The sequence below is a fragment of the Priestia sp. YIM B13490 genome (assembly GCF_042787735.1).
Taxonomy (GTDB): domain Bacteria; phylum Bacillota; class Bacilli; order Bacillales; family Bacillaceae_H; genus Priestia; species Priestia megaterium.
This window is the reverse complement of record NZ_JBHZOT010000007.1, coordinates 164,560-186,449: the sequence shown is the minus strand read 5'-3', so window position 1 is coordinate 186,449 and position 21,890 is coordinate 164,560. Positions and strand designations below refer to the sequence as shown.

Annotated in this window: 20 protein-coding genes; 10 read left to right on the top strand and 10 right to left on the bottom strand. The window is 35.5% G+C overall.

The annotated features are described in order from the left end of the window. Nucleotides 1-106: 106 nt before the first annotated feature. The 5 genes from ACFX4R_RS20930 (at nt 107) to ACFX4R_RS20910 (ending at nt 7,381) form a co-directional block, all read left to right on the top strand. Complete coding sequence (locus ACFX4R_RS20930; protein WP_377570234.1) at nt 107-1,621, top strand: arylsulfotransferase family protein; 1,515 nt, start codon at nt 107-109, stop codon at nt 1,619-1,621. Nucleotides 1,622-2,113: 492 nt separating this feature from the next. After that, nucleotides 2,114-3,007: an AraC family transcriptional regulator gene (locus tag ACFX4R_RS20925; protein ID WP_274157165.1), complete on the top strand. Its 894-nt coding sequence runs from the start codon at nt 2,114-2,116 to the stop codon at nt 3,005-3,007. A gap of 518 nt (nt 3,008-3,525) precedes the next feature. After that, complete coding sequence (locus tag ACFX4R_RS20920; RefSeq protein ID WP_377570231.1) at nt 3,526-5,034, top strand: spore germination protein; 1,509 nt, start codon at nt 3,526-3,528, stop codon at nt 5,032-5,034. A 30-nt stretch (nt 5,035-5,064) separates the two neighbouring features. Next, nucleotides 5,065-6,258: a Ger(x)C family spore germination protein gene (locus ACFX4R_RS20915; RefSeq protein ID WP_377570228.1), complete on the top strand. Its 1,194-nt coding sequence runs from the start codon at nt 5,065-5,067 to the stop codon at nt 6,256-6,258. Nucleotides 6,259-6,277: 19 nt separating this feature from the next. Then, the gene (locus ACFX4R_RS20910; protein WP_043980756.1) at nt 6,278-7,381 is read left to right on the top strand and encodes a GerAB/ArcD/ProY family transporter; all 1,104 of its coding nucleotides are present in this window, start codon (nt 6,278-6,280) and stop codon (nt 7,379-7,381) included. Nucleotides 7,382-7,390: 9 nt separating this feature from the next. On the opposite strand, the gene ACFX4R_RS29415 is transcribed toward ACFX4R_RS20910, so the two are convergent. From ACFX4R_RS29415 to ACFX4R_RS20895, 4 genes are all read right to left on the bottom strand, one after another. After that, the gene (locus tag ACFX4R_RS29415; RefSeq protein ID WP_479692217.1) at nt 7,391-7,603 is read right to left on the bottom strand and encodes a YczF family membrane protein; all 213 of its coding nucleotides are present in this window, start codon (nt 7,601-7,603) and stop codon (nt 7,391-7,393) included. Between the two features lie 704 nt (nt 7,604-8,307). Further along, the gene (locus ACFX4R_RS20905; RefSeq protein WP_255255999.1) at nt 8,308-8,430 is read right to left on the bottom strand and encodes a hypothetical protein; all 123 of its coding nucleotides are present in this window, start codon (nt 8,428-8,430) and stop codon (nt 8,308-8,310) included. A 315-nt stretch (nt 8,431-8,745) separates the two neighbouring features. Then, nucleotides 8,746-9,444, bottom strand: coding sequence for a polysaccharide deacetylase family protein (locus tag ACFX4R_RS20900; RefSeq protein ID WP_323618825.1), 699 nt, complete (start codon nt 9,442-9,444; stop codon nt 8,746-8,748). A 1-nt stretch (nt 9,445) separates the two neighbouring features. Further along, nucleotides 9,446-10,648, bottom strand: coding sequence for an MGDG synthase family glycosyltransferase (locus ACFX4R_RS20895; RefSeq protein ID WP_377570225.1), 1,203 nt, complete (start codon nt 10,646-10,648; stop codon nt 9,446-9,448). Nucleotides 10,649-11,132: 484 nt separating this feature from the next. Between ACFX4R_RS20895 and ACFX4R_RS20890 the strand changes: the two genes are divergently transcribed. The 3 genes from ACFX4R_RS20890 (at nt 11,133) to ACFX4R_RS20880 (ending at nt 14,567) form a co-directional block, all read left to right on the top strand. Beyond that, entirely contained in the window at nt 11,133-12,425 is a 1,293-nt protein-coding gene (locus ACFX4R_RS20890) for a VTT domain-containing protein (RefSeq protein ID WP_377570223.1), read from the top strand. A 92-nt stretch (nt 12,426-12,517) separates the two neighbouring features. Beyond that, nucleotides 12,518-13,237: a response regulator transcription factor gene (locus ACFX4R_RS20885; RefSeq protein ID WP_043980746.1), complete on the top strand. Its 720-nt coding sequence runs from the start codon at nt 12,518-12,520 to the stop codon at nt 13,235-13,237. Then, the gene (locus ACFX4R_RS20880) at nt 13,215-14,567 is read left to right on the top strand and encodes a sensor histidine kinase (protein ID WP_043980744.1); all 1,353 of its coding nucleotides are present in this window, start codon (nt 13,215-13,217) and stop codon (nt 14,565-14,567) included. The genes ACFX4R_RS20885 and ACFX4R_RS20880 overlap by 23 nt, the downstream gene beginning before the upstream one ends. Nucleotides 14,568-14,785: 218 nt before the next feature. Here the strand turns inward: ACFX4R_RS20880 and ACFX4R_RS20875 are convergent, their stop codons facing one another. The 3 genes from ACFX4R_RS20875 to ACFX4R_RS20865 all read right to left on the bottom strand — a co-directional run bounded on the left by ACFX4R_RS20875 (nt 14,786) and on the right by ACFX4R_RS20865 (nt 17,580). After that, nucleotides 14,786-15,025, bottom strand: coding sequence for a hypothetical protein (locus tag ACFX4R_RS20875; RefSeq protein WP_043980742.1), 240 nt, complete (start codon nt 15,023-15,025; stop codon nt 14,786-14,788). A gap of 703 nt (nt 15,026-15,728) precedes the next feature. Then, nucleotides 15,729-16,520: an aminoglycoside phosphotransferase family protein gene (locus ACFX4R_RS20870; RefSeq protein ID WP_377570220.1), complete on the bottom strand. Its 792-nt coding sequence runs from the start codon at nt 16,518-16,520 to the stop codon at nt 15,729-15,731. Between the two features lie 283 nt (nt 16,521-16,803). After that, nucleotides 16,804-17,580: an SDR family oxidoreductase gene (locus ACFX4R_RS20865; RefSeq protein ID WP_377570218.1), complete on the bottom strand. Its 777-nt coding sequence runs from the start codon at nt 17,578-17,580 to the stop codon at nt 16,804-16,806. A gap of 441 nt (nt 17,581-18,021) precedes the next feature. Here ACFX4R_RS20865 and mle point away from each other — a divergent pair, with 441 nt between their 5' ends. Both mle and ACFX4R_RS20855 read left to right on the top strand, forming a co-directional pair. Continuing rightward, a complete protein-coding gene (mle, locus tag ACFX4R_RS20860) occupies nt 18,022-18,861 on the top strand; it encodes an alpha/beta fold macrolide esterase (protein WP_043980736.1) in 840 nt (279 codons plus the stop codon). 230 nt (nt 18,862-19,091) lie between these two features. Continuing rightward, nucleotides 19,092-19,370 (top strand): DUF4825 domain-containing protein, encoded by a 279-nt coding sequence (locus ACFX4R_RS20855; RefSeq protein WP_377570215.1) that lies wholly within the window; start codon nt 19,092-19,094, stop codon nt 19,368-19,370. 273 nt (nt 19,371-19,643) lie between these two features. On the opposite strand, the gene ACFX4R_RS20850 is transcribed toward ACFX4R_RS20855, so the two are convergent. The 3 genes from ACFX4R_RS20850 to ACFX4R_RS20840 all read right to left on the bottom strand — a co-directional run bounded on the left by ACFX4R_RS20850 (nt 19,644) and on the right by ACFX4R_RS20840 (nt 21,771). After that, entirely contained in the window at nt 19,644-20,057 is a 414-nt protein-coding gene (locus ACFX4R_RS20850; protein ID WP_162213992.1) for a YjdF family protein, read from the bottom strand. Between the two features lie 544 nt (nt 20,058-20,601). Beyond that, on the bottom strand, nt 20,602-20,832 hold the full coding sequence (locus ACFX4R_RS20845) for a hypothetical protein (protein WP_162213991.1): 231 nt from the start codon (nt 20,830-20,832) through the stop codon (nt 20,602-20,604). A 249-nt stretch (nt 20,833-21,081) separates the two neighbouring features. Next, nucleotides 21,082-21,771: an alpha/beta fold hydrolase gene (locus tag ACFX4R_RS20840; RefSeq protein WP_340448422.1), complete on the bottom strand. Its 690-nt coding sequence runs from the start codon at nt 21,769-21,771 to the stop codon at nt 21,082-21,084. Between the last annotated feature and the right edge of the window lie 119 nt (nt 21,772-21,890).

The following is a 21,890-nucleotide window of genomic DNA, read 5'->3' as shown; positions in this document are numbered from 1 at the left end:
GACACAACTAAACCTAAACAGCACCTACATATTTTGAAGCAAATGACATATTAATAGCTCAAGAGACAGTGTTTAATAATAAAAGTTAGAGGAGATGAGAGTGGGAATGAATAATTTTAATTCACAATCATTCACTAGTCATTCAAACCCGCAAGTATGGAATTTTGTTTCAGCTCCTAATTTACATCCCATGAAGGTTACCGTTAATGTTGATAAGCCTGGAACAGCTCCCGGCCTATTATTTGTTGCGCCCTATACGGTATATGAAGCAGCGATGATTGGGCAAACTGGGGCACTAATTATGGATCAGACGGGTAATCCAGTGTGGTTTAGACCGCTTGCTAGTAGGTATATCCAAAACACAGACTTTCGAGTACAAATGTACCATGAAAACCCTGTTCTTACGATGTGGCAAGGAACAATTTCAGGAACTCAAACTGCAAACCCTAACCTTCCAGTGGGTGAACCTGAGCCTGGTGCTCATTTTCAAATTATCAATCAGCATTATGAGGTCATTAAAAAGTTATTTGCTAAAAAAGGGTTTGCCTCTGATTTGCACGAGTTTACAATCACCAAACGGAATACGGCTTTGTTCACAGGGGTAAAACAAGTACCTGCAGATTTATCTAAGTATGGAGGGCCATTACACGGGTATTTTAGTAATTACTCTATTCAAGAAATAGACATTGAGACGGGAGAGCTTCTCTTCTTTTGGGATGTACTTAAACATATTAATCCAGCTGATTCGATGGTACCTGCTTCATCCGCCACAAGCTCTAATAATATATGGGATTGTTACCACGTAAATTCAGTCGAAGAAGGTCCAAACAACACACTTTTAGTGAGCATGCGTAGTATGTGGGCTATTTATAACATTGACAAAGATACGGGAAAGGTAATTTGGCAACTTGGTGGAAAGCAAAGTGATTTTAAGCTTGGGCCGAACGCTACATTTTCTTGGCAGCATGATGCACGATACAGGTCCGAAAACAGGATAAGCTTGTTTGACAATGCCTGCTGTGCTTCTCCTGATTCTCCACCTCAAGAGCAAGCGCGTGGTTTAATTCTTCACTTAGATTATAAACACAAGATCGCCAGTATAGATCGAACGTATTATCATGACCCAGCTTTATATGTTCCAAGTCAAGGAAATGCGCAAAAGCTTTCTAATGGAAATCAACTCATTGGGTGGGGGCAAGAACCGTACCTTTCGGAATTTAGGAACGCTGGCAATACAAGGAGAAACCATTCATTTAACTTGTTATATGATATGCAGTATCCAAATCAGAATCTTTCGTATCGAGCGTTTAAAAATAAGTGGGTAGGTCTACCACTTTATCCGCCTAGCATAACTGTAGACTTATTGCATGACGGTGAAGCTACAGTTTACGCATCATGGAATGGTTCAACAGAAACGGTCGCTTGGCAGGTACTGGCAGGCCCAACACCTTTTAAATTAGCAGTAGTGGTATTTAGTACCCCTTGTACTGGATTCGAAACAGATATTCATGCTCAGGCAGTTGGCCCCTATTTTCAAGTAAAAGCATTAGACTCCTGCGGGAACGTCATTGGTACATCATCGACTACTTACGTAAAAATAAGACGAAATAGACGAAAGTGAGCATTAATAATCCTCTATTAGATTTTTAAAAATATTCTTATACTGGATTCTCCCTACTTAGCAAGCCTAAGGTGGGGGAATTTTTAATTCTTGAACAATATATTTAAAACATATTATAAATTGTATTCATAATTAGTACCAGAATCCCCTTTTTCAAATAATAAGCTTATGATGAAAAAGGCAATAAAATTTAAAATTCAGTGTTCTTAAGCTTTTTTTTAAGGTTAGATAAGATAATTCACTAGGTAACTTTTGATTTATAGTTTCATAATAATTAAATGGACTTCCTCATAAAATCAATTCAAACTTTCCCTTTAAATATGTATCAATATCATTAATTTACATAAAAAAATTCACTATCTGCATCCCTTTAAAACTATACCTCTAGAGGCGTATATTGCAAAACTATCCTCATCTAATTGAATATAGCAAAAAATGTTAAGAACAACGATTTGTTTGCTGTTATAGTGAACGTAAGGTAGGTGAATGTAAATGAATTATGTAACTTGTATACAAAGAACGCTAGATTACATTGAGGAGAATTTGGAGACACAAATTACTTTAGAAAAGTTAGCAGAAATTGCTTGCTTTTCTCCTTTTCATTATCACCGTGTCTTCCAAGCCATGGTTGGAGAATCGGTGATGGATTATGTGAGGAAACGAAGACTTACACGCGCAGCAGAACGCTTATTTTTTACAGATGAAAAAGTCATTGATATCGCACTTGATGTTGGTTTCCAATATCAAGAATCATTTAACAGAGCGTTCAAAAACTTTTATGATGTTTCACCGAAGCAATACCGTAACGCAAGGAGAATATCTGGACCGCTGCGGGGAAAAGCCTACCTAACTACCACACTTTTGTCAGGAGGAAATAAGATGGAACCAAAACTAGTCACTAAATCTGCTTTTTATGTCATTGGATATGAGCTAAAAACGAAGAACGAGGGTGGCCAGAATAACAAAGACATTCCTGAATTTTGGCAACAGTACATGCAAAATGGATTAGGCTCTAAAATCCCCAATCCCTTAAAAGAAAACACGGAGCTTGGTATTTGCACTGATTTTAATCCTGAAACGGGTGAGTTTGTTTATGTAATTGGCATGGAAGTAAAGGAAGGCACTTCAGCGCCTGAAGGAACAGTTTACAGAAGTTTCCCTGAACTAGACTATGCCGTATTTACTACACCAAAATCAAATGAAGAATCTTTTACTTCTTCCATTCAGTCCACATGGAATTATGTTTTTACAGAATGGTTCCCTGAATCGGGTTATGAGCACTACGGATCAATGGAATTTGAACTGTATGATAAAAGATGTTATGGTTCAGAAAATAAAGAGATTGATATCTACATTCCTGTAAAAAAACAGACTGTTAAAGCATAAAAGAGAACTCCCATTTGTTTAAGAGAAAAGTAGCGTAGAAATTCATTTATAATACTGAAGATATTCCTATACAAAAGCCCAATCTCTAAGCAATTAAACTTAAGAGAGGGCTTTTTATTCTTTTGCATTGGAAATTTTGGAATCAATCAATGTGAATATTCACTTCATTTTTAATTATCATAATGTACGATATCGGCCATAAAAACATCAGATATCCAGAGAAGTGTGAGATGCTTTTCTCTCCAATTCCTTAACTCTTAAAACAATACCTTCTGATCTGTCACTGGATATAAAGTAATACTAGCTAACCCGCTTTGATTTTCATCTAAAAACTCTAAAGAATCCTCAGCTTTACTTTGACGTTCAACTAATGCGGCAAAACAGAAAACAAAGTTAGATGCATTTCCTATCATTTTATTTTATGTATTTTCCTCACGTACATATTTTTTACATTTTATAGGAATGATAACGTTACTCGTTGTATAACAAATATTCACTCATATAAAAGGTGGTAAAACGTGCGACAAAGATATCTTTTGAAAAGCTCTAATTCTAATAAGGAAAAGACAACAGATTGTTCAGCAACTCCCTTATATGATGCTGTAAATAAAAATATAGAGAGACTATTAAACGAATTAGGAAATAGTTCTGATGTATCGTTTCGAATGGTTGAGTCTCCCTATCAAAAAACGTTAAAAGCAGCCGTTATTCACCTTGACGGATTAGCAGATGAAAACATTATAAATGAGAATATCATGACGCCTCTTATTCAGTGGCTTAAAGAAAGTAATCAAGTAGTAACCGTCAAAGAGATAGAAGAACAAATACCCCAGATATTAACTGTATCTCAATTGACTATAAAAGAGAATTGGCATGAATTTATGTCAGCCGTTTTAACCGGTGATACGGTCATCCTACTGAATGGGAGTTCTAAAATTTTCATTGGCAATACAAAAAAACTTCAGTCCCGCGCAGTAACAGAACCAACCAGTCAAACTGTTGTTAGAGGACCCAAAGATAGTTTCACAGAGAATTTAAGGACTAATACCTCCTTGATACGAGCTAGAATTCAGGATTCTAATTTACGCTTAGAAAGCATGAAAATTGGAAGCGTAACCCAAACAGATATAGGAATCATGTATATTCAAGGGAATGCAGATAAACGTATTGTAGAGGAAATCAAAGAACGTTTAAAAGAGATTAAGGTAGATGGGGTCCTTGAGTCGAACTATATTGAGGAATTTATCCGGGATGATAGTACCACTATTTTCCCACTTTTATTAAATACGGAACGACCTGATGCCGTCGTAGGAAATTTATTAGAAGGTCGAATTGCTATTATTGTACAAGGAACACCCTTTGTATTAATTGCGCCTGCTATTTTTTCTCAATTTTTTCAGTCTCCCGAAGATTATTATCAAAATTATTATATTGCTTCCTTTTTAAGGATACTAAGATTTGGTTCTTTTTTTCTTTCTATGTATGCATCTGCTATCTATTTAGCATTGATTACGCATCATCAGGGACTTATTCCGAACACATTAATGGTCAGCTTAATGGCGCAAAGAGAAAGAGTTCCTTTTCCAGCAATTGTAGAAATGGTAGTGATGGAACTAGCTTTTGAGATGTTGCGAGAAGCCGGAATCCGAATGCCTAGAGCAATCGGACCAGCAGTCTCCATTGTAGGAGCACTGATTTTAGGACAAGCAGCTGTAGAAGCAGGTTTTGTATCAGCGGCTGTTGTAATTATTGTTGCTATTTCTGCCATCAGCAATTTTACACTGCCATCTACTAGCATTGTCAATGCGGCCCGTGGTTTTCGGTTTATCTTGATTCTAATTTCAGCATTTATTGGCTTATATGGAATTTTGCTTATGACCTTATGTATATGGCTTCATATAAGTAGTCTAAGATCTTTTGGTATTCCCTACTTTTCACCTTTTGCTCCCTTTGATTTTAAAGAGCAAAAGGATACTTTAGTTCGATTCTCTTTACCATCTCTGTTGAAAAAACATCACAATAAATAGACGTCGTATAAAGATGAATGAGGATAGAAAATGAAAACTTATCTTTCGCTTTTATGGATCGCTGCCATTTGTTTATGCGTTTCAGGATGTTCGAATTACCGAGAATTAAACCAAATAGGAGTTATTATAGGATTGGGAATTGATGAGAACGAAAACTTGGAACAACCTTATAAAGTAACCTATCAGATCATTAATCCAAGTGGTTTATCACAGGGCAGTTCGACAGGAGGACAGGGTCTTCCTGTCATTAACTACACAGTAACTGCCAAAACACTAGTAGAGGCATTAAAAAAAGCCTCCATCGTCATTCCAAGAGAACATATTACTTCACATCTTTCGCTTATCATTATAGGTGAAAAATTAGCAAGAAATGACCTTAGCTTATTATTTGATGCTTTGGATCGAGGCAAACAAGCTCGTACAAGTATTCCAGTTTTTATTGCACGTGATGGGACTGCTGAGAAATTGCTCGGTGTGATTGAACCTTTTGAGGTTACTCCAGTCAAAAGTATCCTAAGTACCAGCCAGAACAATCAAAAAATGTACGGAATAGTTAGTAATGTACAAGCATATGAAGTTATTTCTATGCTTTTGAGTGAGGGAAAAGATCTATCTCTTCCTGGAATCAGCATTAACAAGCCCTCTCAGAAGGCAGAAGAAGCAGGCAATTTAGAGAATACCAGCCCAAGTGCTATGCAGGTAAAAGGATTAGCCATGTTTAGAAAAGGAAAATTAGTTCGATGGCTAGATGGCGATGAGGCTCGATCTGTCCAGCTTGTTACTTCTGAAGTAAAGAGTACAGCCCTCGTTTTCCCTTGCAGTATAAATGAGAATATCACAGTTACAGCGACCGGAATAAAAAGCCAAATGAAAACAGCAATCCGCCATAGGCAACCTTTCATTCATACAGATTTGAACGTCATGGGAGAAATTACGGAAACAACATGCCAAAAAGATTTAAGCAACCCTAAGGTATTAAAAGAATTGGAAAAAGAAGTACAAAAGGAATTGCAAAAGGAAATCACAAAAACTATTCGCATCGCACAAAAAGAAAAGACAGATATATTTGGCTTTGGTGATAGCTTGTCTCGAACCAACCCTAGTTATTGGCGTCAGCATAAACAGAATTGGAAGAATCTATTTTCAAGCGCTAAAATATCGATGAATGTGAACGTCAGTATTGTAAATACCGGAATGCGGACAAATCCTTATGAGGTAAATTAGATGAGGAGCTGAAAAAGCATTGACTAAAATAAAAATCGATGGGTTTCAATTATTTTGTATGATGTTTATCTTTATATTAGGCAGTACGTTGCTTTTAGATATCGGAAAGGCTGCTAGGCAAGATGCATGGATAGTCCCCCTGCTGGCTACTTTTTTTGGATGTGTACTGTATTTAATCTATATCTCCTTATATAAGAGATACCCTAATATGCCTTTGACTGGCTACCTCATTAAAATCTGGGGTAAATACGTAGGCGGTGCTATCAGCTTTTGTTATATTATATATTTTGTTTATATTGCTTCCAGAGTATTGCGTGATTTTGAAGAATTACTAATTAGCTCTTCTTACTATGTTACATCGATTATTACGCTGGGCATATGCATGACCTTTGTGTTAATTTATAGTGTTCACTTAGGAATAGAAGCATTCGCACGAGTTACATGCTTATGTTTTGTTGTTATTTTACTGACTCTTTTTATATTAAATGTTTTGTATGTAGTAGGAGGCTACATCAAGGTGGAGAATCTTCAACCCGTATTAGCGAATGGATGGGGAAACATAGGAAAAGAGTTAGTCCCCCTTGGCATTACTGTACCTTTCGGGGAATTGATTACCTTTACTATGATTCTTCCTTATTTAAATAAAAAAAGTCAGGCTGCAACAATTGGGTTATCCGCCATCATAATAGGAGGAATGGTCTTAACCATTAATTCAATTATTCTTTTGTGTGTACTCGGACCAGAGACTGTTTTAAGATCCTCTTTCCCGGCTCTTACAGCTGTGAGTTACATTAACATAGCTAGTTTTATTCAAAGACTGGATACCTTTATTCTCATTCTCATGGTCATTTTAGGTTTTGTTAAAATAACCATTTATTTCTTTTGTGCAGTGATTGGCGCGGCTGATTTGTTTCGAATGAAACCTTCTGTTACAAACATTTATTTAATTGGCGGTGTTATTTTTTTCTCCTCACTGATGATTGCTCCTAGTTATCAAGCTCATATAAATGAAGGACTCAAAATTGTTCCTTATTTATTGCACCTCCCTTTTCATATAGCAATTCCCATCCTATTGCTGATTACAGCATATATAAAACAAAAAATAAAGCCTACCCTTTTATGACAAGGGAGGCTATTGTTTTTTTAAAACAGGAAAAATGCTAACAGCAAGGAATAGTAAAGCAAATAAAATAACCAAAAAATAATCTTCCCCACGAGCAATTACAAAATATTGTTTTAGGTTATAAAACGATTGAAACATATAGCTTCCCTGAAAAACGTCGATGAATACAATAAGAACATAAGCCCCGAGCAAAATGCATAAGGATGGAATTATTTTAGCCATTATATCAGCCTCGCCTTTTTCTTTTAAAGTGCGGTAAATAATATAAAAATATACAAGGCGTCCATGAGATTTAATAATATTTATTAAATGATGAAAAATAATTGATTTTCTGCAAAGCAATCTGTTATAAAAATTTAACGCCACAAGAATTGCGGACATTGATCTCCAAAGAGCTTTTTTCATTCTAATGCACGGTTCTATTTTTATAGACTCTTAAGAAATAGTACAAGCCAAGCAGAAGTAATCCTACATTTGTATAAAAATAAAAGATAAATCCATACAAAAAGTTCTTTTGAGCCAATGAATCAAAAACATAATGCAAAGAGTGGTATAGCGCTACATAGATTAAACAAAGATTCCAGAAAATATTTTCTTCTCTAGAGTAAACCTCTCTTAGCAATAAAAGGATAATCCACCAAAGCACAAGTATGGATAATGTACTGAGTAAGTTAATTGGATAAGTCTTATAGTAAAAGAAATACGCGCTGCTATAAAATAAAAGCATCGATAGTAACAACATGAATAGTGGCTTTCTAGAGTATTTATTGGTGATAAAAAAGTACAAGCCAACTAAAATGGCAATAAAAAAATAAATGTAATTCAACAAATTTCCCATCTCAAACCTCAAAATTTTTATAATTTAATACTATGATATTTAAGTTTCTAATAAAATCTTTTATGTATTGGGTGAAAAACACTGCACCTTATGCTACCTTGCCTTTTTTATGTGTATAATACTCAAAGATAGCAATCCCAAAGGAAACTCCAAAAGCGGTTGAAAATGCTGTTAAAAGATCAAAATTAGAAGTAAACAGAATATTAATCATTAAGTTTCCTCCAAAGAAGATTAAAAAATATACAAAGAATTTCAAAATAACTTTTTTCAAGAACTACCCTACTTTCATAGATTTCGTTTAAATTGACTGTTGATTCAACACAGATTTTAAAAATCAAGAAATTATAAATATAACCAATATATGATTATATTACCATATATTTTTACTGACCATAAAAAAGAACCTCTTTAAAATAGAGGTTCTTTTTTTATAACAGACAAGATATTTAGTTACGGTAATAAATAACAAGAATTAAAATTTCATTCGCAAGTTTTAATAAAGACAATCCTCTAATCCTCTTACTATCTATAGCTTCTCTACCAATTCATCAACACGGACACAAGTGAATCCTTTTGTTTGCACTGTTTTTAATACATCTTTTAACGCATTAATTGTGTTTCTTGGAGCGTCGGATTCAGCCCCGAGCGTATCTCCGCAGTCGTGCAGCAAAATGACGTCCCCGCCTTTTATGTTTGCCAGGCGTTTTTTGATCTTTTCACTTCCGCCAGCGGTGCGCCAATCTTCCGCCATGATTGACCATAGAATAATCTTATATTTACCTCTTCTCATAAAATCGAAAAGATTGAGCATTCCCCAAGGCGGGCGATAATAAATAGGTGTGACTCCAGCGATAGATTTAATCACCTTGGCTGTATTCTTAAGTCCATTTCTAACTTTCCAAGGCGACATAAACCAGTTGGAGTGATGTACGTAGTTATGAATTCCGATTAAGTGGCCTTCATTATGCATGCGCTGAATCAGTTCAGGGTACTTTTCTGCTTTAGTACCGACCACAAAAAAGGTTGCCTTCACCTCATTTTTCTTCAATAAATCAAGAAGTATCGGCGTATAAACAGGGTTCGGACCATCATCAAACGTAAAAGCAATTTTAGATAAATCCCTTCCTCTTTTAACTACGTTCACTCCTAGACCACGTGATAAGAAATACGGAATAACGGTGTATAATAAAATAAAAAAAATAATAGCAGAAATCATGAACTCCATATTATATACTCACCTCTATCTCCTTTTGCTTTTGTATCGTTCTACTATCTGTTACGTTACGTAATGGACCGCGTCTTGCTGCTTCGATAATGACATAGAGAGCGTCTATGGATGATGTTTTGGTTTGATATTTTTTCATTCTTTGTTTCATCCATCTTAAAGGTGCTGAATCGTGGACAAGATTTTCAATTTGCGCAATTAACTCTTTTTCTGACTGTGCAGACAGTGCGAATCCCGAACGGCATAAATACTCTGCATTGTCTTCTTCTTGTCCTGGTAACGAATGATAAAGCAGTATTGGTAGATCCATCGCCATTGCCTCAGAGGTTGTTACTCCCCCCGGCTTGCTGATCATTAAATCTGCAATAGCCATTAATTCTTCAACCTTTTCACAGTATCCAAAAATTCTCACGTCATGCTTCGAGTCTTTTAATTCCCACTCTAATTGTGTTTTTAATTTCTTATTTTTACCACATACTATAAAAAGTTGAATCGGTGTGGAAATGGATTCTAATGCCTTAAAGGTTGAAATCCCTTTTCCAAAAAATCCGTCTCCCCCTCCCATGATGAGCAGGGTGAACATATTTGGATTAATCATATATTTATCTAGGAGAAGGTCTTTTGGAAGAACATCCATAAATCTTTTCCGTACAGGTATTCCAGTGTTTTTAATTTTGTCTGCCTCTACCCCTAACGCAATTAATTGATCACGCAATCGAGCAGACCCTACCACATATTGGTCTGTAGAGGGATGAATCCAATAAGAATGATCCGTATAATCTGTGATGATGGTTACCGCTGGAATATCAATTAACCCTTGCTCTTTTAATCTTGATATAATCCCGGCGGCAAATGGATAGGTACTAACCACTACCTTCGGTTTTATTTCCTGTATGATTTTAAGCACGGTTTGCATGCCCGACAAAAAGATCGAATTTAGCTTAATGGAAAATGAATTTTTTACACGAGTTTTTTTATACAAAAAGCTATACACTTGAGGAAACTTCTTAATGCTTTTTTTATAAATATAGTGGCTGATTGGATAGAGGGTGGGATGAATCCACTCCATGATATCCATAGTAATGGGATCAGCATCAGCAGCGATCTCATTTACTGCCTCGCTTATCGCATTAGCCACTTGTTTATGTCCCTCTCCAAATGTAGCGGAAAGAATGAGGTATTTATCCTTCTCACGATTATTCATGACTTTCCCTCCTTATAGTTTTTATTCTTTCGTCATATGATGGAACCTGAAATATTCACCACATCTTTTTGTTCTTTTGTTTATGCAAGTAAAGATTTACTCTACTGATAAAAGAGTAAACATGATAAAAAAATTAATACCGGGTATTTAGCCTTTTTCATCAATTTGTGTGGTGTATCTTTTCTTCTTTTTCGTTACATAGATTGTTTAGGAATTTCTTACACTATTTATTAGAAACACATACAGTCTTAGGTTGAGCTTTCAAATAGCACATTTTCAGTCTACGGTTTGTAGTTAAAAATAGGCTAAAAATAACATTAAAAATCAATGAAAAAGAAAGTTTTTTTTATAAATAGTGCTACATTAAAAGAAAAGCAAAGGTGAAATTAACCTTTTCACTTAGCTTATTTTCAATCAAATTCAAGCATATTTGAGTTATTCACTGTGCTTTAGGCAAATACATATTATGAAAGAAGGACAAACCATGGATTTTATCACATCTTATATAAATCAATACGGATATATCGTGCTGTTTCTAGCATTGATGCTGGAACTGCTCGCTCTTCCTCTTCCAGGGGAGCTGCTCATGGGCTACGCTGGGGTTCTTGCCTTTCAAGGACATTTGAGCTGGATGGGAAGTATCTTGGTGGCTGATATGGGGAGTATGGTTGGAATGACCATAGCCTACGGAGTTGGTTATAAGTTAGGGACTCCTTTTTTTGATAAATACGGAAAAACCCTTCATATGGGGCCAGAGCGAATTGAAAGAATGTCAAAATGGTTTAGTGTGCATGGAAACAAACTGTTGATTATTGCTTATTTCCTCCCTGTTATTAGACATATTACAGGATATTTTTCAGGAATTACTCGGCTTCCTTTTCGTACGTATGCACTGTACGCCTATAGCGGATCATTTCTTTGGGTCACCACATTTATTACTCTAGGAAAGTTATTAGGACCTCAGTGGGAACAGTTTCATAATTCTATCAAGAAGTACTTTATCATTGGGATGATTGCAGCTGTAAGTTTGTTCGTTGCTCTTTACATTTATAAAAAGTTCAAAGTAACGATTAAAAAGATAGCAATTAATTGTCTCAAGTGGATAGTAAATGTGTTTCATACGCGGAAACGGGCAGGGCTTGTTTTTATATTTACAGCATTAGTAACATTAGGGTTTATTCTGCTTATGATTGGAATGACGCAAGACTTTATCGCAAACGAGTTTGGAGATTTTAACAAAATAACGAGTCTATTAATAACAGCCCTTTTTAATAAAGATTGGAATGTACCAATGCGGATATTTTTCATGCTGGGATCCAGGCAAGTTCTGGTGGCATTAATTTCCTTTACACTTGTGTGGATTTTATGGAAAGGCAGAGATAAAAAAATCGAATTATTATCTCTGGTAGCTGTTGCAGGCGGCGGAGAGCTATACGAAGAAAGCCTAAGACGAATTTTCCACCATTTCTCCCCTATTAGAAAATCGTTGATAGAACAGCTTTCATACACCTTTCCAAGCGAGCAGTCTTTGATGGCTTTTGTTATTTATGGGTTTGCTGTATTTATGCTGGTTCGACACTCTAAAAGATTATGGACTCCTACATTAGCACCAATAGCAGCCATTCTTATTTTATTGCTTATTGCGATTAGTCGTTTGTACCTCAGCATACAATATCCCAGCGATATTGCAGCAGGATATGTATTTGGAGGAGTATGGCTAGGGTTAAACGTTTTGCTTCTTGAAACCTTCCGCCTTATGAAAGGTATTAGTCTATAGCGGTTCACTAAAAAGAAAGTCAAACTAAACAGGAACTTATCTTGTCCAAATGGCATTTATTATATTTTGAACGACGGGAAAGGAGAAGCTGCATGCAAAACCGTATTTTAATCGTTGAAGATGAAGAAATGATTGCACGAGCTCTTCAAATTGAGCTTGAACATGAAGGATACAAAGTATTCGTAGAGCATGAAGGAAAAAGCGGCCTTGAAGCTGCTTTACATAATAGCATTGATCTAGTTTTATTAGACGTTATGCTTCCAGAACTTAGCGGTATCGAAGTCCTTCGAAGAATTAGAAAAAAGAACGCCTGCCTCCCTGTTATTCTTTTGACAGCCCGTGACACTACGCTAGATAAAGTGATGGGACTAGATCATGGAGCAAATGATTACATCACCAAGCCCTTCGAAATAGAAGAAGTATTAGCAAGGGTGCGCAATAGTCTTCGCCATGGAGCTATCATTCAAGAAGTTACTGAAAAAAAAGATGTTCATTTATCAATAGAAGATTTATCTGTGAATTTAGAGACCAGAGAAGTGATAAGAAAAAACAAAACGATTATACTAACCCCGAAAGAATATGATTTGCTTGTTTATTTACTAAAAAATCAAAATATCGTACTGAGCAGAGAAAATATCCTCTTGACCGTTTGGGGCTACGATTATGAAGGAGAAACAAACGTAGTAGATGTGTATATTGGACATTTGAGAAAGAAAATAGAAGAAGAGATTAACTCTCCCTTGATTCGCACCGTCAGAGGAGTAGGATATGTGATAAGAAAGGAACCATATGAAAATTACTACCAAGGTTAACTTGTTTATTACAGTTTCTTTGTTAGTCAGCTTGCTCATTGTAAATACGATTGTATTTTTCTTATTTATGAAAACGACCGTTAATATGGAAGCACACTTAGTCTTTAAAAATGCGAGTGAAATGTTGAAAAAATACCACATTTCCAAATCCTTAACACTAGACAAAAACCTTTTAAACTCTTACATGCCTAGTCACTCTTTTATTCGAATCGTTGGGCCGAACTCTACAACTATTAATCAAGTCACTAACGACAAAGTCCTTGTTCAAAAAATCCCCCCTACTTTTTCAACAGAAAAGAACTTTGAACTTAGACCTTTTCAAGAACATCAAAATTTAGTAGTTCACGTACCGATTCATCAGAATCACAAAGTAATCGGCACGTTAGAAATAAGTGAGCGGTTATCAGGACTAGAAAGCCGCAAAGATATTATTTTATCCATAATGGGGACTGTTACCCTGGTTTCTGTTCTTCTCTCTTTTCTAGCTGGCAGATGGCTATCAGCTATCATTATGAAGCCTATTGTATCAATGATCTCTACAATGGAAGATATTGAACAAAGTGGAACGCTGAAAAAGATTGGTATACAAACTGAAACAAAAGATGAAGTGTACAAAATGGCAGCTACATTTAACCGTATGATTAGTAAACTGAAGGAAAACTCAGATAAACAAAGGCAATTTATTTCCGATGCCTCTCATGAGTTAAAAACACCTGTGACTGTTATTAGCAGTTTTATTACGATTCTTAGAAGGCATGGAACACAAGACGAAACAATAGCAAAAGAAGCAATTGAGGCTATTTATTCAGAAACAAATAGAATGAAAAATTTGACTAAAACACTATTAAGTTTAGCTGAATTAGAGGACTCCGAACCTGTTGATATAAAATCAGTTGACCTTGTCTCTCTCAGCACAGCCCTTGTAACTCAGTTCATGCAAGTTTATGACCGACCTATTATTCTGCATAAAAATTCCCACTCCATTTCCATCAAGGGAGATGAATTGAAGCTGAAACAAGTGATCATTATCTTTTTAGATAATGCTATAAAGTATAGTACCGATGTAATTGAGGTCTTTTTGGAAAGTAATCAGCATAAAGCGATTCTCCGAATAAAAGATTATGGCATTGGCATACCAGAAGACGAACAATCTCATGTTTTTGAAAGGTTTTATCGAGTAGACAAAGCCCGCAAACGGGATTCAGGAGGAAGTGGACTCGGATTAGCTATTGCTAAAAATATTGTAAACCTCCATAAAGGAGAAATTGATATACAAAGCAAAGAACATGCTGGAACAGAGATTAAAGTTACTTTTCCCCTTACAAACTGAGTAAGTCGCTTTTATATAAATTAGCTCATGTACCACTAGTGAGGAAGCAACTATCAATATTTAATTTCTAAAAATGCTACCTAATGGATACATTCAAAACAGAATCACCAGTTTTTTCATCAGAAAAAACACCTCCAAGTGATTGCTCGGTACTCCATACCCGGTTATCAGCTTGAAGGTGTTTTTTATTTATATAAAATCAGAGCCTGTCCAAATTATTAGCAACTACGTTTTCTTAATCTGCGAACGCTGATACTTTCTAAACTAGTCGTATTTCTATTACCTGAATTATCTTCCCATACTAAAAATCCGCCTTCTGCTCGAATAAACGTACCATTTCCATCAAGCTGTCTTCCTGCAGAAAAAACTTGAATTTTATCTCCTCTTCGAAAATTATCTACTATAGAACGAGATTGAGATTGAGATGTACGGCGACCTCCACTACGACGTCCTGGCATAACTTCACCTCCCTATACATTTATAGTACATACTATAAAAAAAACAAAAATTGGCATAAGCAAAACGCGTAAAACCAAAAAAAATATTTTACAAATTGAAAATTTGGCCATCCCTGTCCATAGTATTTCTGCAATACTTCTTACATTCCCCCCTAGTCAACATGATGCTCTTTCGAGGGCACATATAAAAAGCTAGCTCTTAGTGCATAACGATTGTTTTTGTTGCTGCAACTTACAAACACACTGAATCTCTTTCATCTTATATTGCTGTTGTTGCATTGATTTATTGAGTATAAAATACATATATGTTAAAGAGTTTGATATATATAATTAAAAAAGTTATACCTCTTAGACGCAAAAAAAAGAACCCTCCATAAAAAGAGGATTCAAACAGGGTAAGTAAGAAAAAGAAATATACATGCATGTTCCTGGGGGGCACTACGCTTGTATAATCAATTTATACCCGCTATTCACTGATTGAAACAGTAAAAAACATTTTAAATAAAAATTAATAGTTAATCTATTAAATACAATCTCTGAATATATTCAATAGCTTTATCTTTGTACTATACCTGTTCTCTAATATTAATAATTCGCATAACAAGTGCTCCTCTACCAGGAATAACAGCCATCATTTACATAAAGGATGTTATAGACATGCTTTTTAATAAAAGTGTGTTGCTTCTTCAATTAAAACTTATCCTTAAACCCATTCTTTCCTATGTTCACGAATAAATTTAATATCATTTTGATAATGTTCAAGATGCCCTTGGTGTATCATTTTCTGGAACGCACTGTCGCCTTCGCTGGCTTTTCTTGTAATTGTTTTACATAACCCCTCTAATCTCAGCAATACCAATTCCAAATAACCTTCTTGTACTTCTTCGCCGTAAGATTCAAAAAATAAATTCACTCTTTGGTTTATATGTTGAGCGTGCTGCAATGAATTATAATAAATCCTCTCACCTGTGTCAGAAAGATAAAATCTACTTAAGGGGACGCACGTATAAAGAGTATAAGCAATGTCCCAAATTCTTGGACCAGGCCCAGCAACATCAAAATCAATGACGCCTACTGGTCTTTTGTGCTTAAAAATGATGTTGTATATGGCAAAATCATTATGACATAGTACCTCAAATGGTTTAGGAGTGTTATCTATTGATTTCCAGCTGTCATCAAATGAAAAATCACTCACTGAATCATGATAAAGACGGAGCATTTTCCCTATTTCTATTAAAACATCGTCAGACCACATATATTTCTTCAAGGTATAATTACCAGCTTCACCTTCAATAAATGACAAGACCTCTCTCCCTTTTTCATCAATGCCTAAAAATTTTGGTGCATAACTAAAACCTTTGTTCTCTAAATGCTTTAATAGTTTATGAAATTTATGACTATCTGATTTTAATTCTCGTCGTACAGTATCTCCCAAGCGATAAACGTTAGAGACATTCCCTCCTGTTAGCACTTCTTCGTCCTCAAAGCTTGACATATAAACATTCCCCCTGAATATATCCTATTTGTCGTCAATAAGTGAAAATGATAAAGCATTCGTCATAAATGAAATATCTCATTTTACTACTGATTTAGAAAAGCCCGTACTTTTTCTTTTGTAGCCCATCAACAATCCTTTGGGACTGACTAATAAAGTGGAGAAAATCGGTTATCGTCATATTACGTTACATTATAAAAAAGAATCTTCATTCGAAGATCCTTTTAACTGCTTGTTTCATACAAAAATCCGCTAAAAAGTGGAAGACCGCTACTATGTTAAATCACCAAAAGCCTCCATCTGAGTGAATAATTTGTCCAGTAATCCATTCTGATTCTTCACTTGCTAAAAAGATAACTAATTTTGCGGCATCGCGGGGCTCACCAAGTCGACCCATTGGGAACTTTGGCAGTAGCTCTTCCTTTAACTCACTGTTCATCCAGCCAGTGTTAGTTGGTCCAGGATCTACAGCATTAACAGTAATTTTAAGAGGTGCTAATTCAATAGCAACTGATTTAGTAAACGTAGAAACAGCCCCTTTTGTTGCAACATAAGCCAAATTCCCAGGCTCAGGTGACTTATCTTGACCTGAAACCATATTAATAATTCGACCGCCATGCTTACCTTCGATTAGACGTGCAAACTCAACAGTCAAAAGACACGTTCCTCTAACATTCACGTTATAATGAGCATCAAGCATATCAGCATCTATAGAACGAAAATCTACGTCCACGGAATGTGTTGCATTATTTACAAGGATTGATGGAGAGCCTAGTTTGTTTTGAACTTCACCAAGCAGCTTTCTTGGTGCATCAGGTTGCGATAAATCCAATTCCATTGATTCACATCGCACTCCCAGACTGCGAATTTCTTCTATAAGATGTTTCGACCATTTAAAATCATCCTCATTGCAATAATCCATTAAACGATCATACTTTGACCAATGAGTGAAAAAAATATCTGCGCCTTCTCTAGCTAATTCCCTGCATATTTCAGTACCAATACCTTTTGCCCGACTAGCACCAGTAACAATCGCAATTTTATTTATTAACCGCTTCATAAAGCATCTCCTCATGAGAACGTTGAATTCATATACTCACCAATAGCACACGAACTCAGCAATCCTGTATATGTATATTAATCTATCAAGTTGTAATAAATGAAAAAATGTAATTAAAGTTTAAAAGGTATTTTCTCCATAGTAATCATTCATTTTTATTTCACCTCACATAAGTATTTTTCCATACATGCATTCAACTTTCCTGCCTTATCAACATGTTTCAGACAGCAAAAGCTGAATCCCCCTAGTCTCCAACAAGTTTAGGCTCTTTCCTTAGTTACATTTTCAAGAACGTTATATTTTACTTTTTAGTAAAAAGGTAAAGAGATAGGTAGAATAATGGATTTCCTAAATAAAATTCTAAAAGGAAATATCCCTATGTTAGAGAACTGAATAAAGGACTGCTTTTCATTTCTCTAACACTTAAAAGGAGGTACACGAATGAATGAAGAGATAATAAAAATTGATAACGTTGAGATTTGTACAGAAAGTTTTGGAAACCCCAAGAATCCTGCTGTACTTTTAATAATGGGAGCAATGTCTTCATTAGATTGGTGGGATGAAGACTTCTGTCTTCGCCTCGCTGAACATGAGAGATTTGTTATTCGTTACGACCATCGTGATTTAGGGCGATCTACCACTTATCCACCCGGTACGTCTAACTATACAATAACGGATATGGCTGACGATGCAATTGGTGTTTTAGATGCTTACTCTATAGACAAAGCCCATATTGTGGGAATGTCTTTGGGCGGGATGATAGGACAAATCCTTGCTCTTAGATATCCGGATCGCATAGACTCCCTTACTTTAATTGCATCAAGCGTATTTGGAACGGAGGCGGAAAAATTGCCCCCAATGGATCAGCGGATACTTGATTACCACACGAAGAGCGCTTCCATAGACTGGTCAAATCAAGAGGAGACTGTTCCCTACCTTGCAGGTGGATGGAAAATTTTAAGTGGAACAAAACCTTATGAAGAGAAAAGAATGTATAAGCTAGCAGAAAGAGAAGCTGCCCGCGCCAAACAGCTGCCGAGTAGATTTAACCATGCTTTGCTTCAAGGAGGAGGCCAATATTATGACAGATTGAGTGAAATTACTATACCTACACTGATTATTCATGGAACAGAAGATCCGGCACTCCCATACGAACATGGACTTGCTCTTGCAAAAGCTATTGCTCATGCTAATTTAATAGCTCTTGATCGTACGGGACATGAAGTCCATAGTGAAGACTGGGAACAAATCATCAAATCAATTGTAAGGATTAGCTCCTAAAATCAAAACATGAGATATGAAGACTTCAAAGCGTTTTTTTAAGAAAGCTTTGGGGTCTTTTCATGTTTCAAAGTTCCTTCCTTCTACTTACAGTAGACAAAACGTTTCCTATAGCAAAGGGTGTTTTGTACAAAAGTACCTACAACTTTTCAAAACATCACATTTACGATACACTGATAATTCGTGAAATATCCACATAAGGGTATTAAAGTAAGAAAATGGAGGTTATTATGAAATATTTTAAGGTACTTTTTGGTTTAATCTTATTAATCCTTGTAGGTATAACCGGCTGTTCTTCAAAAGAAGAAGTCACAAGCATTAACACTGTTGATGTAAAAGATCTTAAAGACCACAGTGGAACTTATGTTGGAGATAATTCTAACGTAGTAGCTATCGTAAGAGCATTGCCTGGAGGGGAAACATTTAAAGAAATTGATTTACATAATAAAACACCAAAAATAATGTATGGTACTAAAGAGGGCTATTTATTTAACGATACTAATACCTAATACTGAGGGGTACAGTTTTAAAATAGATGATCAGAAATTCTCAGTATCTAGACAAGAAATGAAACAATTCATTTCCAAAAACATTCAAACTTTACCAAGTAGCAATGAGTTATTTGATAAAGAAAACGCACAGCAATTTATAGATAATAATAAAGAGAAGATTAATAAAGCAGTTAAATCGGCAACTATTCGAGAACAATTTTTTAAGAATGTTCCTATCGTAGAAGAATAAGAACAAATAAAGAGCCTTAAATAAGGCTCTTTATTTGTCTTCTATTTGCCTTTGTGCTTAGCTTTTGCCTTTTGTTTCTTTATGGAATACTTTTGTTCCTTCAGCTCTTCACGATATCGTTTAGCTTTCTTTTTTCTACTTTTTTTCTTTTCTTCGTAAGCTTGCTTCATGGCTTCTTGAGCTTTAGTCGAAATACCAACGTTATTTCTTTCTTTTGCTACTTGGCGTTGTAAACGTTTTGGATTTACCTTTTTATTAGATTTTATTTTTACATCAATACCTGCATGAACTGATTGATTAATCACCTCTAGCAGTCTGTCATAAATAAAGTCTAATATCTCTGCATCTTTCGGTTCTGTTCCAAATACATAACGAAATGCTTTTAACTTACCGCCTTCTACAACTTCAATAATTCCTACCCAAAACTGACCATCATGGTAAATCGTTAGTGACATAACGATTCCCTCCTCTAAACATACTATGAAATGATGGACATCCCGAGGAGGGGAAGGTTACTGACATTAATACATATCAATGCATCCGGACTACCAACCGAATTGTGTTTTTACATCTCACATACAAATTTTAACATGAAAATATTTATTATAACTACCTTCTTTTATTTTTCACCAAAATTCATTGCAAAAAATAAAAAGCTCGTCATAATAAATATTGGGATTACTGCAAAAAAGATTAAACTAAAATATTTCATCAACCCTTTTTCTTGTTTTCCAAAAGCTATTATTCCACATGAGAATCCTATCGAATAAAGGGTAATACATACATACATACATACATACAAAATGTTGGGGCTATGTATGGGTGTAAGGTATCGTCCAACACCAACAGCCATCCCAAGCAACGATAACCACAGTGAATATTGACTAAAACGTTGTTTCAATTTGGTCCTCTGCAAACTAGATATATGTTTATATGGCACCATTTAACTAGCAGCTACCATAATGTACTTAATCACCAGTAGAAAAAAGCTTGGGTGAATCACTCCAAACTCTTTTTTCTATAAACAAAGAAACCTATCACCGCTCCCAGTACAGCTATAACTACACTAAAACGAATTAGATGAATAATAAAATCAGTAAGGTTTAAATACGTTGTTTCTGTTACACCATCACCCACTGATTGGACTTCTTTATATGGAATCACAAAGAAACTTAATGATACTCCTAAAATAAGGCCGTAGAAAAAACCTTTTTCTATAAATTTCAACAAGACACTCTCCTCCTTTCAAACATGCTCATTTAATGAGTTATAGTATTCCCTATAACTATTAAAAGGCGTTTATTTATCTTCCATAAAAATTATTTTATTATGAATTTTATTACATTTAATTCATATATTAACATATTTGAGGATTAAAAGGGAGACTAACGTATAGTCTCCCTTTCTATAAAAGTTTAATAACTTTTACCATGTTATTTACTTCACCAAACTTTCAAATTAAATAAAAGCTCCAGAAAGTCACGAATCAAGGAAGCTTTTCACAGCAGTTAAAAAAGCGGATAAGTTTCCTGCATGCACCTCATGTCCAGCCCCTTCTATCGTTACTAATTTACAATTTGGAATGCGCTTAGAAACTTCTTGCAATTTATCTTGAGGAATATGGCTGGATCCTCCTCCTATGATGAGAGTAGGTGCAATTATCTCTGTAAGACTTCCCCACCATTTAGGATTGGGGTTGTTTAACTGTTGAAGAATTGAAGGTACAACCTCCCAGTCAAACGGTAAAGAACCAGGCGGTTTGGCAGGAATTTCGAACTTTTCTCCTGTAAAAGGTGGAGGAGTATCTTCAACAATCAGCCGATCTACCCTTTCTGGAAATGTTTCAGAAAAAAGATAGGACACCGTCCCCCCCATAGAATGCCCAATCAACGTAAAACGCTCCAAATTCATCACATTTACGAACTGAAGTAAGTCATCACACATAAGTTCAAACGTATAGGTGCCGGTTCTTTCACTTCCACCGTGTCCTCGCTGATCTAAAGCTAAAAATCGATATTCCTCTCCTAATACAGCTGCTACTTCATCCCAAGACTCTGCACTCATTCCCAAAGCGTGAAGTGCAATAATAGCGGGTGCCGAAGCTTCGCCTGCCTCTCGATATTGAAATGTTAAACCATTTAGTTCAATTTGATTTACTCGCATTTTCAAATTAGATCAACTCCTAACTCAGATTTCACCAATTAAAATCTAGTTTATTAAGGTTCATCTATATATTAGCGAAGGAATGAAGATTTCCTTCACCTCTTATCTTATTAGGAAAGATATTA